Annotated in this window: 13 protein-coding genes; 9 read left to right on the top strand and 4 right to left on the bottom strand. The window is 35.8% G+C overall.

All coding sequences use genetic code 11. The features are described 5' to 3' along the window. Positions 1–12: 12 nt before the first annotated feature. From KFE94_13505 to KFE94_13495, 3 genes are all read right to left on the bottom strand, one after another. The gene (locus tag KFE94_13505; protein ID UTW65658.1) at positions 13–1,359 is read right to left on the bottom strand and encodes a histidine--tRNA ligase; all 1,347 of its coding nucleotides are present in this window, start codon (positions 1,357–1,359) and stop codon (positions 13–15) included. Between the two features lie 92 nt (positions 1,360–1,451). Then, positions 1,452–1,637 (bottom strand): hypothetical protein, encoded by a 186-nt coding sequence (locus KFE94_13500; GenBank protein ID UTW65657.1) that lies wholly within the window; start codon positions 1,635–1,637, stop codon positions 1,452–1,454. A gap of 131 nt (positions 1,638–1,768) precedes the next feature. Next, on the bottom strand, positions 1,769–2,353 hold the full coding sequence (locus KFE94_13495; protein ID UTW65656.1) for a sigma-70 family RNA polymerase sigma factor: 585 nt from the start codon (positions 2,351–2,353) through the stop codon (positions 1,769–1,771). Positions 2,354–2,677: 324 nt separating this feature from the next. Between KFE94_13495 and uvrA the strand changes: the two genes are divergently transcribed. Together uvrA and KFE94_13485 are read left to right on the top strand one after the other, a co-directional pair. After that, complete coding sequence (gene uvrA, locus KFE94_13490; GenBank protein UTW65655.1) at positions 2,678–5,491, top strand: excinuclease ABC subunit UvrA; 2,814 nt, start codon at positions 2,678–2,680, stop codon at positions 5,489–5,491. A gap of 89 nt (positions 5,492–5,580) precedes the next feature. Next, positions 5,581–6,303, top strand: coding sequence for a DUF2807 domain-containing protein (locus KFE94_13485; GenBank protein UTW65654.1), 723 nt, complete (start codon positions 5,581–5,583; stop codon positions 6,301–6,303). 2 nt (positions 6,304–6,305) lie between these two features. Here the strand turns inward: KFE94_13485 and KFE94_13480 are convergent, their stop codons facing one another. Then, positions 6,306–6,842: an inorganic diphosphatase gene (locus KFE94_13480; GenBank protein UTW65653.1), complete on the bottom strand. Its 537-nt coding sequence runs from the start codon at positions 6,840–6,842 to the stop codon at positions 6,306–6,308. 153 nt (positions 6,843–6,995) lie between these two features. Between KFE94_13480 and KFE94_13475 the strand changes: the two genes are divergently transcribed. The 7 genes from KFE94_13475 to KFE94_13445 all read left to right on the top strand — a co-directional run bounded on the left by KFE94_13475 (position 6,996) and on the right by KFE94_13445 (position 15,135). Further along, complete coding sequence (locus KFE94_13475; protein UTW65652.1) at positions 6,996–8,882, top strand: DEAD/DEAH box helicase; 1,887 nt, start codon at positions 6,996–6,998, stop codon at positions 8,880–8,882. A 97-nt stretch (positions 8,883–8,979) separates the two neighbouring features. After that, complete coding sequence (locus tag KFE94_13470) at positions 8,980–10,353, top strand: aldehyde dehydrogenase (protein UTW68283.1); 1,374 nt, start codon at positions 8,980–8,982, stop codon at positions 10,351–10,353. Further along, positions 10,320–11,561, top strand: a complete 1,242-nt coding sequence (locus KFE94_13465) for a PatB family C-S lyase (GenBank protein UTW65651.1) — start codon at positions 10,320–10,322, stop codon at positions 11,559–11,561. The genes KFE94_13470 and KFE94_13465 overlap by 34 nt, the downstream gene beginning before the upstream one ends. A gap of 80 nt (positions 11,562–11,641) precedes the next feature. After that, entirely contained in the window at positions 11,642–12,280 is a 639-nt protein-coding gene (locus KFE94_13460) for a response regulator transcription factor (protein UTW65650.1), read from the top strand. A gap of 550 nt (positions 12,281–12,830) precedes the next feature. Continuing rightward, positions 12,831–13,274, top strand: coding sequence for a DUF1573 domain-containing protein (locus tag KFE94_13455; GenBank protein ID UTW65649.1), 444 nt, complete (start codon positions 12,831–12,833; stop codon positions 13,272–13,274). A 180-nt stretch (positions 13,275–13,454) separates the two neighbouring features. Further along, positions 13,455–13,838 carry a DUF1573 domain-containing protein gene (locus tag KFE94_13450; GenBank protein ID UTW65648.1) on the top strand — a complete coding sequence of 128 codons (384 nt, stop codon included), beginning with the start codon at positions 13,455–13,457 and terminating at the stop codon, positions 13,836–13,838. A gap of 103 nt (positions 13,839–13,941) precedes the next feature. Then, positions 13,942–15,135 carry a pyridoxal phosphate-dependent aminotransferase gene (locus tag KFE94_13445; GenBank protein UTW65647.1) on the top strand — a complete coding sequence of 398 codons (1,194 nt, stop codon included), beginning with the start codon at positions 13,942–13,944 and terminating at the stop codon, positions 15,133–15,135. Positions 15,136–15,185: the final 50 nt, after the last annotated feature.

The following is a 15,185-nucleotide window of genomic DNA, read 5'->3' as shown; positions in this document are numbered from 1 at the left end:
AAATCTATAACCTTATTTCTTAATCTCTTTTACTAACTCCTCTAAACTCAATGACACCTGATCACCCGTTTCCATATTCTTTAATTGAATCATTCCTGAATTCATTTCATTCTCCCCGACCATTGCCACAAATGGAATCCCCTTATCATTGGCGTATTTCATTTGTTTTTTCATCTTCGATTTATCAGGGTACAATTCTGCATTGATGTTTTGAGATCTGATTTCCTTTAACAACTTCATTACATATGCAGCTTCCTGATCTCCAAAATTGACAAACAACAATTGCGTAGAATCTTGCGTATGTTTTGGGAATAAACCTTTGGCTAACATTAAATCATAAATACGATCTGCTCCAAAGGAAATTCCAACTCCCGACATGTCTTTTAATCCGAAAACACCAGTAAGGTCATCGTAACGCCCTCCTCCGCAAATACTGGAATTAAATTCATTATGGGTGACCTCGAATATCGCTCCGGTATAGTAATCTAATCCTCTGGCTAATGTAAAATCCGGAACCGCATTATCTACACCTAAATCTTTTGCAGCTTTCAGCATAAAATCCAGTTCATCCAAGCCTTTCTGACCAATTTCGGAGCCTTCTAAAATAGCTCTCATTTGTGCCAAATCAGCTACACCTTGCAATTCCAGAACTGACTTTATTTTAGCAATCGCTGCTGTTGGAATTCCTTTTTCTACCAATTCCTTTTCAACACCTTCAATTCCAATTTTATCTAACTTATCGATGGCTACAGTGATGGTTCCAAAATTTCCAGCTTGATTCGCAACTTCAGCCAGACCGGCTAAAATCTTTCTATTGTTCACTCGAATGGTGACATCAGCTAATCCCAGTTTCGCAAATCCAGAATTTACCAATTGAATTAGCTCCACCTCGTTCAACAACGAAGTACTGCCAATCATATCTACATCACATTGATAAAACTCTCTATACCTTCCTTTTTGTGGACGATCGGCACGCCAAACCGGTTGAATTTGATAGCGCTTAAATGGAAACACCAAATCGTTACGATGCTGCACAACAAAACGAGCAAATGGAACTGTTAAATCATAACGCAATGCATCCTCGCTTAAAACTGATAGTGGAGTTTCTGAATTCGAGGTTAATGCATTAATTCCCTTATTTAGCTTTTCTCCACGTGCCAGGATCTTAAAAATCAAACGATCTCCCTCTTCTCCATACTTTCCGGTTAAGGTCTCCAAACGCTCCATTGCAGGAGTTTCAATGGGTTGAAATCCATAAGTTTGAAATACACCTTTTAAAGTATTGAAAATGAAATTTCGCCCCAACATTTGCGCTGGACCAAAATCACGTGTTCCCTTAGGTATTGCTGCTTTAGCCATATCTGAAAATTTGGCTGCAAATATCGCTAAATTGTAGGGATGTACAGAATGTCTATAAACAAAAAATCCTCGAAAATTTTCGAGGATATTCTTTAATTTAATATTATTTCTTGCTGTCCTAAAGACTCGTAGCTTTTCACAGATAACGCTCTGGAATACGCCATTAAATTTTTAATGGTTTCTTTTCTGGCTCTAATTTTAGGCTCTCCGTTAGATTTCTCTGTCTTCGGATTTAAAAATGTTTGACCATAAAGTTCTTCGTGTAAAGTTATATCCATATATCGGTTTAATGTTAAACATACCCCTCAAACGGGTAATTAAATGGTTTATTGTAAAAAAAAATAAAAAGGCAAAAAAAATGGTTTTCTCTTTCGAGAAAACCACCACCTAACTAACGCATTTAAAAAAATTAAACGTGTAAACTTATATTGTTTTCGTCTACCAACTTTCTTAAGTTCATCAAGGCATAACGCATTCTACCCAATGCTGTATTAATACTAACATTCGTTTCGTCTGCAATCTCCTTAAAACTCATTTCGTAGTACATCCGCATTTTGAGTACTTGCAATTGATCAGCCGGTAAATGGTGAATCAACTCTTTTACTTTACTCAATGAATTCGCATATGCCATCTTATCTTCAGCATTCACCTCATCATCCGGAATGATATCAAATATGTCAAAATCTTTATTTCCTGCAGTCGTTTTCATCTTCTTCGCATTCCGGAAATAATCGATCGTCAAATTATGTGAAATTCGCATCACCCATGGTAAGAACTTACCTTCTTCATTATACTTTCCTTTTCTTAAAGTATTAATGACTTTGATAAAAACATCCTGAAATAAATCTTCGGCTAATTGTCTATCCTTTACTTTGGATATGATATATCCTAATACTTTTTCCTGGTGACGTTCAATTAAGATTTGCAGGGCTAATTCATGACCCTTTAAATACTTCTTAACTAATTCCTGATCGGAGATTTTTTCACATACCATAATATCTACGTTTAGTTGGTTCTAAAATGTTGAAATGTAGATATTATTCTATAGGCAAATTTTTACTTAAAATTTATTAAAATATGTGACTTTCGAGATTGCTAAAATGTAAAATAAAATGGGCTATACCAAATTTTTAACATTTTAATTTTCAATCCATTCCAAATACAACAATGTGAAAACAGATCGTAAACCACACATTTACAAGCAAATAAAACAAAATAAAAAATCTACATTTTTATTTAAATAATTGTAAAAACTCTTAGCAATTTTCAAACCAATTATTGTATTTAAGAAAGTATTTTTGGCCTCAATTATTGATTTATGGCCAAGAAAAAGATCTCCAATCTACGTAATAGTCACATCTCTATTAAAGGTGCACGAATGCATAATCTTAAAAATATTGATGTACGTATTCCTAGAAATAAATTTGTGGTGGTTACGGGTTTATCCGGTTCAGGAAAATCTTCTCTTGCATTTGATACGCTGTATGCAGAAGGGCAACGTAGATATGTAGAAAGTCTGTCTTCTTATGCCAGACAATTTCTTGGAAAAATCGATAAACCTGAAGTGGATGACATTGAAGGAATTTCTCCGGCCATTGCAATTCAACAAAAGGTAAATACCAGAAATCCAAGATCTACTGTTGGGACAACTACTGAGATTTATGACTATTTAAAATTGCTTTTTGCAAGGATCGGAAGAACCTACTCCCCTATTTCCGGGAACGAGGTTAAAAGACACAACGTTAGTGATGTGGTTGACTACATCTTAAACTTACCAACGAAAACCAGATTGATGATTACGGCTCCTTTAATTGTAAAGAACCGTAAAATAGAGGAGCAACTGACTGTATTAAAACAACAGGGTTTTGATCGATTGGTGGACCAGTATCAAATCCATGACATTACGGAGTGGTTAAAATCACCACATGATCAAACGGATCAACTTTCGATACTGGTAGATCGTATTAGCGTAAATCCGGATGACGAAGATTTAAGAAATCGTTTGGCGGATTCTGTACAAACATCATTTTACGAAGGTCACGGTTCATGTGATCTAATGATTAAAAATGGTGATGATTGGGATACTGTGAATTTCAATCATGCATTTGAATTAGACGGAATGACATTCGAAACTCCATCGGTAAATTTCTTCTCTTTCAACAATCCTGTTGGTGCATGTAAAACATGCGAGGGCTTTGGTAGTGTTATTGGAATTGACCCTGATTTAGTGATTCCAAATAAAAGTTTATCCGTTTATGATGAAGCCATAGTGTGTTGGCGTGGGGAAAAGATGAGTGCCTGGAAAAACCAACTGGTGATGGCTTCACCTAAATTCAACTTTCCGATTCATCGTCCAATTGGTGAACTCACAAAGAAAGAATACGATTTACTCTGGAATGGAAATAAATACTTTGATGGAATTCATGCGTTCTTCAAAGAAGTAGAAGCTCAGAGTTATAAAATCCAATATCGTGTAATGCTTTCCAGATATAGAGGTAAAACCACTTGTCCGGATTGTAAAGGCACCCGATTAAGAAAAGATGCTTCGTACGTAAAAGTATTAGATAAAAATATCCAGGAATTGATGCTTACTCCGGTGAAGCACCTTCTCCCATGGACTCAAAATTTAGCTTCGCAGCTATCTGAACATGACCGTGTGATTTCCAAAAGGATCTTAACTGAAATCAATAATCGTTTAAGTTATTTAAGCGATGTAGGACTGGATTATTTGGATTTAAATCGACTATCAAATACGTTATCCGGTGGGGAGTCTCAAAGAATTAACCTCTCCACAATGTTAGGAAGTAGTTTAGTTGGTTCTATGTATATACTGGATGAACCAAGTATTGGATTACATCCAAGAGATACGCAACGACTGATCAAGGTTCTTAAATCTTTAAGAGATGTAGGTAATACGGTAATTGTCGTAGAGCATGATGAAGAGATCATGCAGGAATCTGATGAGATTATCGATTTAGGTCCTGAAGCCGGAACTCATGGAGGACAATTGGTTTTTCAAGGCACGCTTGATGATATGAATGAAAAGACAGAAAGTCTGACCGCTCAGTATCTCAAAGGACATATGAATATTCCGATGCCAACTTCCAGAAGAAAATGGAAATATCATATTGACATTACTTCCATTCACCAAAACAATCTGAAAAACATTGATATTCAGATTCCATTGGAAGTTATGACCGTAATTACCGGAGTTTCCGGATCAGGTAAATCATCTTTAGTAAGAGATGTCTTTTACCCTTCTTTAAATAAACTGTTATCAGGTCACGAATATGTTTCCGGGAATTTCGGATCTTTTGGAGGTGATATTCAAAAAATAGAATCTGTTGAGTTTGTGGATCAAAATCCAATTGGCAAATCTTCTCGCTCTAATCCAGTTACCTATGTTAAGGCATTTGATGATATCCGCGCTTTATTTTCCAGTCAAAAACTGGCAAAAGTTAGAGGTTATAAACCCTCATACTTTTCATTCAATGTAGAAGGTGGTAGATGTGAAAACTGTAAAGGAGATGGGAATATTGTCGTTGAAATGCAATTTATGGCAGATGTCCATTTGGTTTGTAGCGAATGTAATGGACATCGTTATACCGGAGAAGTTTTAGAAGTCAAATACAAGGATCACAATATTTCGGATATTCTTAGAATGACGATTGATGATGCCATGACTTTCTTTGAACAAGATAAAACCGGACCTGCAAAGAAAATCGTTTCTAAAATAAAACCGTTACAAGAAGTTGGTTTAGGTTATGTTCAACTCGGACAATCGTCCAATACATTAAGTGGCGGTGAAGCACAAAGAATAAAGTTAGCCTCCTTTTTAACTAAAGGCAAAAATGCTAAAAAGACACTTTTCATATTCGATGAACCTACCACCGGTCTGCATTTTCATGATATTCACAAACTTTTGAAAGCTTTTAATGCCTTACTGGATAATGGACATTCACTGGTAATTGTAGAACATAATACGGATATCATTAAATCTGCAGATTGGATTATTGATCTGGGACCTGAAGGTGGCGAAGAAGGTGGACAATTGGTATTTAGCGGTGTTCCTGAAGATTTGATCCATTGTACCGAAAGTTATACCGCTAAATTTATCACAGATAAATTCTAGTACTGGCAAACATTTTGTCGTTTATATCCGTAGATAAAAATGACTACTGCCACAATAAAACGTATACTTTTGCCGATTGATATTTCAGAATGAAAAGGATTTATTTCTTCATACTATTATCGTTTGTTAGCTTAGGATTCTCATCATGCAAAAAAAAACAATGTATTGATGGAGATCAATACCCTCGTGGTGTGATGCGTACACTTCCTCCATTTACAGCAGTGAACGTTCACTTTTCCGGTATTGTAGAACTGGTAAAAGATACCGCTAAAGAGACTCCTTTTGTAGAACTAATTGTGGAAGAAAACCTGCAAACACATTTGGCCACAGAAGTTATCAATGACACATTGGATATTTCACTTGGTTTTTGCTTTAGCAATCACTCCGAAATCATTGTTCGCGTACATTATGATACATTAAACACTTTAACCGTAAGTGGTCCGGGAGACATTATTTCTAAAGGAAAAATGGTTCAGGATGATTTAACACTTAATATTCGATCGAGCGGTGATATAGATCTTACTACCGATATCAAAAATCTAACTACCAATATTAACGGAACTGGTGAAGTACGAATTAATGGACAAATTGAGTACCATAACATCATACATCAAAATTCTGGGAACATCAATACCTATCAGGCAATGACAGACAGTGTGGTTGCAAATATAACCGGAAGTGGAAATGCCTACTTAAGAATTCAGAGACATTTAACGTTGGATTTAAGTGGAAAGGGTGACCTGTATTATAAAGGCTTCCCCTACATCAATTCCAACATAACTGGTTCGGGGAAGCTTATCAATGATAATTAGTCTTATTTTTTAGACATTAATTCGTCATAGTCTTCGAAACTTTTTTCGATAATTTTCATTGCATCTTCTTTTCCTAAGAAGTGCTCAATCTTTACCTCTTTTTCTTCTAGTTTTTTGTAATCTTCAAAAAACGCACGTAATTCACGTTTAAAGTGTCTAGGTAAATCTGATATATCGTTAAAGTGATTCACACTCATATCATTTGCTGCAACTGCAATAATTTTATCATCTGCTTCACCGTGATCCAACATTCTCATCACACCAATTACCTTAGCGTTTACTAAACACATTGGTACGATTTCAATTTGAGATAAAACCAAAATATCCAACGGGTCTCCATCATCACAATAGGTTTTAGGAATAAAACCATAATTCGCTGGATAGTATACCGCTGAATACAATACACGATCCAAAATCAACATCCCTGAATCTTTATCTAACTCGTATTTCGCTCTTGAATTTTTAGGAATTTCTATAATTCCGGTTACCATTTCCGGAGCATCTTTTCCTGCACTTATATCATGCCAAGGATTCATCATAATCTTTAAATTTTAGGCGCCAAAACTAACAAATATCATTTCAAATCTGACAATATTTACAACTCTTAACCTGAATATTTAATAGTATTTTAAAACCACGTTATTTAAGCAGTAAAATGTTGTTTCTTTGCAGCTTATTAGAACAAACAATTAATGTCAACATTTCAAGAATTAGGCCTTCGTGATGAAATCATAGAAGCCATTACCGAGTTAGGCTATCAGGCGCCTACTCCGATTCAAAAAGAAGCTATTCCTCAAGTTCTTACTTCCAAAACGGATTTAATTGCATTGGCGCAAACAGGAACCGGGAAAACAGCTGCTTTTGGTCTTCCAATTATTAATCAGATTGATGTAACCTCAACGCAAACACAATCTATTATTTTATGTCCAACGCGCGAACTATGTCTTCAAATTTCAAAAGATTTAGAGAGCTACAGTAAAAAAATTAAAGGGTTAAAGATAACCGCAGTTTATGGAGGGACCAGTATCGATCCCCAAATGAGAGCACTTACAAAGGGAACACAAGTTGTTGTTGGTACACCAGGTCGTGTGATTGACTTAATCATGCGTAAGAAACTTAAGCTTCAAAATGTACAATGGTTGGTTTTAGATGAAGCTGATGAAATGTTGTCAATGGGATTCAAAGAGGATTTGGATACCATCTTAGCTGAAACACCTCAGGACAAACAAACTTTATTATTCTCGGCTACTATGCCTTCTGGGATTCAAAAGATTACCAAGGCCTATATGGATCATCCAAATACCATTGAAGTAGCTAAAAGGAATACAGGTAATACCGATGTGGAACATGAATATTACATGGTTTCTGCAAGAGATAGATATTTAGCATTAAAAAGATTGGCTGATATTAATCCGGATATTTATGGAATCGTTTTTTGTCGTACCAGACGCGAGACCAAGGAAGTTGCGGATAAATTGATGCAAGACGGATATAACGCGGATTCGCTACACGGTGACTTATCGCAAGCACAACGTGATTATGTGATGAATCGTTTCAGAAATGGTATGCTTCAAATATTGGTAGCTACAGATGTTGCGGCTCGTGGTTTGGATGTTAATGAACTTACACATGTTATTAACTACAACCTTCCAGACGATCCTGAAGTATACGTTCACCGAAGTGGACGTACTGGTAGAGCTGGAAACAAAGGGAAATCCATTACCATTATCCACACACGCGAAATGAGACGTGTGAGAGAACTGGAAAAAATGATTGGGTTTAAATTTGCGCAACAAAAGGTTCCTACCGGAGAGGCAATTTGCGAGATCCAATTGATGAAGTTAATTGATAACGTCAAGGAAATTGAGGTAAATCAGGAACAAATCAATCCATTTATGCCTGCAGTTATGGAGAAGTTGGGACATATGGAAAAAGAAGATATCATCAAACATTTCGTTTCTGCTGAATTTAATCGCTTTTTAGATTACTATAAAGATGCCCGTGATTTGAATGATATTAAAAGTTCAAAATCAGATCGAGATGAAGGACGAAAAAGCAGACGTGATCGTAGGGATCGTAAAGAACGTGGAGATCGTTTGGGTAAGCAAAGACGCAGCAGAGGTAGCGGTGAGTTTGCAAGGTTTTTCATTAATGCCGGAAAATCGAATCGTCTAAATCCGCAAAGGTTGATGGGGATGATCAACGAACATGCACCTTTAGATGGAGTAGAAATTGGTCAGATTGATATCCAGAACAACTTTGCCTTTTTTGAAGTAGATAAAGCTTTAGCGGATGAAGTTGTGCCAGCATTTAGAAACAAAGACCTGGACGGATTTAAACTTTCTGTTGAGCCTAGCGTGAGTATGAAAAACAGCTCAGGAGAGGGAAAACGTGATAAAAAATCAAAAGGAAGAAGGTCTTCTGACTTCTCTAATCGTGGGGATCGAGATCGATCATCAAGAAGAGGTTCTGATCGTGAACGTTCAAGAGCTAAGAGCAAAAAAGACTACAGAAAAAAATCCAGTGATTTTAATAATTCGGATAGCAAAGCAGACCGAAAAAAGAATCGCAAATGGTAACCTTCTAAAATCAAAAATGGAGAAACGGATAATGAATGCTCATTATCCGTTTTTTTATGTTTTTTGAATACCCTAAATTCGAGTGCACACAGATATGATGAATTTACGTATTTCAGAAACCTTCCAATCTCAAAAGACTTTTTTCGACTCCAATTCGACTAAAAGTATTGTATTCAGGAAGAAACAACTTAGAAAACTGCTTCATGTACTTCAGCAAAACGAAGAACTTATGAATGAAGCTATCTATAAAGATTTAAGGAAATCTGAGTTTGAATTTCTTGAAACAGAACTAGGACTGATCTATTCTGAATTAAAATACACTATAGATCATCTCAAACAGTGGGCATCCAAAAAAAGGGTTCCAACCAATCTGGTTAATTTTCCAGCCTCTAGTTATATTATTCCGGAACCGCTAGGAACAATTTTCATCATCGGAGCATGGAATTATCCTTTCCTACTCTCCATACACCCACTCATATCTGCAATTGCTTCAGGAAATACAGCAATTGTTAAACCCAGTGAAATTGCGCCTCATAGTTCAAAAGTGATCGCTGATCTAATTAATTCAAATTTTGAATCCAACTATATATATGTTCAGGAAGGCGGGGTTTCAGAAAGTACGAAATTACTCCAACTTCAATTTGATAAAATCTTCTTTACCGGAAGTACAGCGGTTGGTAAAATTATTTACGAGGCTGCGGCTAAAAACCTGGTGCCTGTTACCTTAGAACTTGGAGGTAAAAGCCCTTGCTTTGTTTTTGACGATGCACCAATTGATGTTACCGCTCAGCGTATCGTATGGGGGAAATTTATCAATGCAGGACAAACTTGTGTAGCTCCGGATTATTTAGTTATAGATCAAAAAATCAAAACAAAACTGATTGCAGCTATTCAAAAACATATCCAAAAGATTTATGGAGATTCACCTGTAAGCTCTCCTCTTCTATCTAAGATCATTAATGAGAATCACTTTCAACGTTTAAGTCAGTTATTGGATCAAGATAAAATCATTTTTGGTGGAGAATTGGACTCAGACAAACACCTCATCTCTCCTACCGTCATGGATCAAATAGAATTTGATCATCCTATTATGGAAGAAGAAATCTTTGGTCCCATACTCCCAATCATCGCTTTTGATCGGATTGAAGATGTCATTTCAAAAATTAAAAAACGTCCTAAACCTCTTTCTTTATATGCCTTTACCAATAGCAATAAAAATAAGAACCGTTTACTTGAAGAACTTTCATTTGGAGGAGGTATTTTTAATGAAACTCTTGTTCATCTAGCCAATCATCATTTACCATTTGGTGGTGTTGGCGCATCCGGCATGGGCAATTACCATGGGAAATTTGGATTTGACAACTTTTCTCATTTCAAATCTATTATTGATAAACCTGCCTGGTTTGAGCCATCATTTAAATACCCTCCATTTTCTAAATGGAAATTCAATATTCTCAAAAAGCTATTCTAAACATGAACTACAACTTTGACACACCTATTGATCGCTTTAATAGTAATGCGGCCAAATTCAAACGTGAATACTTATTGGAAATATTCCAAACGGAGGATTTATATCCATTTTGGATCGCTGACCAGGATTTACAGACATCTCCTGAAATCATAAACGCGCTTGTATTAAGATCCCAAAATGGTGTATTTGGGTATGAATGTCGATCAGTTGATTTTATGTCGGGAATCGTAGAATGGTATAGGAGACGATTTAATTGTGTGATTCAGCCTTCCTGGATCCAATTTACTCCAACAATTATTACCAGCGTAGCCATGGCTATCGATCTATTCACTAACGATCAGAACGGAGTCATTATTCAACCACCGGTATATCAGGAATTCGAAAGTGTCATTCTCAAAACAAATAGAACAGTATTTCGAAATAATTTGGTTCTTAAGGATTACCATTATGAAATTGACTTTGATCATTTAGAGGTTTTATGTCAAAATGAAAACACTAAGGCCTTACTGATTTCAAATCCACACAATCCAGGGGGTCGTGTATGGACCAAAGTAGAACTTCAAAAAATTGTAGATCTCTGTATTAAGAATAACATCATACTTATCTCCGATGAAATTCATGCTGATGTGGTATTTAAACCCTATACATTTACTTCTTTATTGGATTTTAAAGAAATACATCATCAACTCATTGTTTGCTACTCTCCTTCTAAAATATTGAATTTGGCTGGAATATCTGATTCTATAGCGATCATTCCGAATCCGAATTTAAAAACAGAATTTGAACGACTTAAACTCCGATACAATCTGGGAAGATCAAATGCGCTAACTAACACTGCCATACAAACAGGTTTTCAAACCGCTGATGAATGGATTGATCAACTAAATAATTATATAAAATCCAACATTGCGTATATTGATGAATACCTACATCAAAATATTCCTCAAGTCCATTTGGTACGCCAGGAAGGAACTTACCTAATTTGGCTGGATGTATCTGCATTACCCATTCATGGAGTTGAGCTGATTCAATTTCTGGCCAAACATGCCAAAATAGGCGTAAATAATGGTGATCGATTTGGTAAATCCGGAGCGAAATTTATCCGAATGAATATTGCTTGTCCTAAAAGCATCCTTGAAGAAGCAATGAAAAACTTTAAAAGCGCTGTAGAATTACTTTTTGTTCAGAATTCGGAACAAAATTGTTAAAAAACCATTGTATAAAGCACTCTTCATCATGTAAAAGCATTATATATTTGTTAGCACACAAGTATTTAAAGTAGCTCCTCTTGAACAACACTACGAAAAATATTCTCATCGCAGATGACCATCCTCTCCTCATCATTGGTCTGAGAGGAATTATTGACAATATCAAAGGTTACCGACTGGTAGGTGAGGCAACGAATGGTACAGATGCCGTTCTTTTAGCCAAGCAACATGTACCGGATATTTCTATCATTGACTTAGAACTTCCTGGAATCAATGGCATTGAAGTTTTAAAAGAAATTAAAAAGCATACGCCTGACACTAAGGTCGCTATTCTGACTTCTCATAAAGAAGAACGCTATATGTTGGAAGCCATAGACGCTGGGGCGGACGGATACTTACTTAAAGATTTTGCGAATATTGAAATTAATCGTTGTTTGACGCATTTTGAAAATAACGAACCATATTATTCAGAACAACTTAAAACGTATATCAATCCCGATCAGGATAAAGATCCGAATATTGATAAATTGAGTCGTACAGAACGGAAGGTTTTGAGATTAATTGGTCAGGAAAAAACGTCAAAGGAAATTGGTGAAATACTTTTCATTAGTCCTAAGACTGTGGACAATCATAGATCGAATATCATCAAGAAATTAGATCTCACTTCTAAGAAGCACAGTCTATTCTCGTGGGCTTCTAAAAACAAGGCATACCTGTAGATATTTCTAAATACCCTACCTCCCCGGTATAAAATTAGGGGTTATCCCCTATTGTAGGCATGGTATGCGCGCCTTACATTTGTATTATTAATTTGAAGTGGAGAGCAAATTAATGAACCTATCAAACCTAAACTAGAGCATGATCTACTAAATCCATTAAAAGGAGTTGATGTTCAACTCCTTTTTTTATTCCTCCTTTTTGTTCCGATTATTTTCCAGAAATTAGGGGATATCCCCTATTGCTTTGTATTTGTTTTGAGGCTAGATTCGCCCTCGATTGTTATTCACTATGGAAAAAGCTAACTACTTGGTGATTAAAATCAATTGTTTGAGCAGATGGCTCAATTGTAGGTTGTCTTAGTCAATCATGTACAAACCCATTGATTCCAAGAAGAAGAGGTTATTTGTCCACACAAATGACCTTTTGCTTTTTAAAAGCCACAAATTTTCTTCACTTTATTTCCGTGTTAATGATATGTTATTTGGTTTTTAACTCTCAAAGATTTGAATACATTTGCTTTAAGTTAAACCAACCCAAATTTTAAAAGATATGAAAAAAGTAACATTAGCACTAGGATTCATTTTAGCATTTGCACTTGGGACATTTGCACAACAACAAGTAGGTGGTCCTGAAATTACATTTGAAAAAGATGTACATGATTTCGGTAAAATCAAACAATATGGTAATGCAACTACTGAGTTTGTTTTCACAAACACTGGTAATGCACCATTAATCATTTCTAATGCTAAAGGTTCTTGTGGATGTACTGTTCCAACATGGCCAAGAGAGCCTATCGCTCCAGGTGCTACAGCAGTAATCAAAGTAAAATATGATTCTAAAAGAGTTGGACCTATCAATAAATCGGTTACTATTACTTCAAATGCTACAAACGCACCGACCAAAGTAATTCGTATCACTGGAAATATTTCAGCTGCACCTAAGGAAACTACAAGTCCTGTGAAAAAGGAAGAAGCTGCTCCGACATCGCTTTAAAATTTATTTAATATAATATTGAAAGCCGTCTTCAATGTATTGAAGACGGTTTTTTTATGCGCTTAACTATTTTGTTATACTTAACTTATTTTTCACAAAAACAAACACTTACACCTAACACACGCTTATAATTCAATAGTTTTTGTCTGTACATTTACATTCAAATTAAATACATTCAAGATGAAAACATTTACATTATTATTAGGCTTTATATTCTCTCTTAGTTTCTCAGTCTTAGGACAATTATCAGGTCCTGAAATTACTTTTGAAAAAACCATTCATGATTTTGGAAGCATGAAACAACATACACCAACCACATATGAATTCAAATTTACAAATACCGGAAATGCACCTCTGATTATTTCCAATGCTGAAGGTACATGTGGCTGTACGATCCCTACCTGGCCACAACACCCCATTGCTCCAGGAGCATCAGCGGTCATTGTTGTCAAATACGATTCTAAAAGAGTTGGCCCATTTAAAAAGTCAGTCAAAATCACTTCTAATGCAAGTTCAAGTCCCAACATAGAGCTTAGAATTCAGGGAACTATTATAGCGCAATAGAATTTCAACGGGTAGATATTTATTCACATTTTTCTGATTTTAGATTAAATCATTCATCAATTTTTGACAATCCTATTATTATTGCATCTCAAAATTTTATAAGATGCCAACAATTTCAAATAACGGACTGGCAATGCCAGAGTCACCAATTAGAAAATTGGTTCCTTTTGCAGAAGCTGCGAAAAAAAACGGTCATGAAGTGATCCATTTAAACATTGGACAACCGGATATTGTAACGCCACAAGTGGCATTAGATGCGATTAAAAATTGTTCTATTGATGTTTTAGAATATAGCCATTCTGCAGGTTTTGAATCTTATAGAAATGGATTATCGGAGTATTATAAATCGGTGAATATCGATGTAGATGCTTCAGAAATCATTGTGACCACAGGAGGCTCTGAAGCTCTTTTATTTGGATTCTTAAGCTGTTTTAATCCGGGCGATGAAGTCATCATTCCCGAACCATTTTACGCAAACTACAATGGTTTTGCCACAGCAAGTGGAGTAAAAGTTGTTCCGGTTACTGCTAAAATTGAAAATGGTTTTGCACTACCTCCGGTAAATGAAATTGAAAGTCTAATTACAGATAAAACCAAAGGAATCTTAATCTGTAATCCAAGTAATCCAACGGGTTATTTATATACTAAAGAAGAACTGGAGATCATTCGTGATATCGTAGCGAAACACGATCTTTTCTTATTTGCGGATGAAGTATATCGTGAATTTGTGTATGATAACAAAACCCACTACTCTGTAATGAACTTAAAAGGAATTGAACAAAACACCATTTTGGTGGATTCGGTTTCTAAAAGATACAGCATGTGTGGTGCACGTATTGGAGCTATTATTTCTAAAAACAAAGAAGTGATGGCTACAGCAATGAAATTCGCTCAAGCCAGATTAAGTCCTCCAACATATGCACAAATTGCATCCGAAGCAGCTTTAAAAACGCCACCGTCATATTTTGACGAAGTAAAAGCGGAGTATGTAGAACGCAGAGATACATTGGTCAGTGCTTTAAATAAAATTGAAGGGGTTACGTGCCCGAATCCATCTGGGGCGTTCTATTGCGTTGCTAAATTACCTGTAGACAATGCGGATGATTTCTGTCAATGGATCTTATCAGACTTTAGCCATAATGGTAAAACGGTGATGATGGCACCTGCTTCAGGTTTTTACTCCACCCCAGGAAATGGTCAGGACGAAGTACGTATTGCTTATGTATTAAAGACCGAATTGCTACTGGAAGCAGTAGAAATTTTAGATAAAGCGATTACAGCATACAATAATAGATAGTCAAACCTATTAGAAACAAAAAAGCCAGTATTGAATCAATACTGGCTTTT

Source organism: bacterium SCSIO 12643 (genome assembly GCA_024398135.1).
GTDB lineage: Bacteria > Bacteroidota > Bacteroidia > Flavobacteriales_G > Salibacteraceae > CAJXZP01.
The sequence above is the reverse complement of the archived record's forward strand: the minus strand, read 5'-3'. Positions and strand labels throughout refer to the sequence as shown.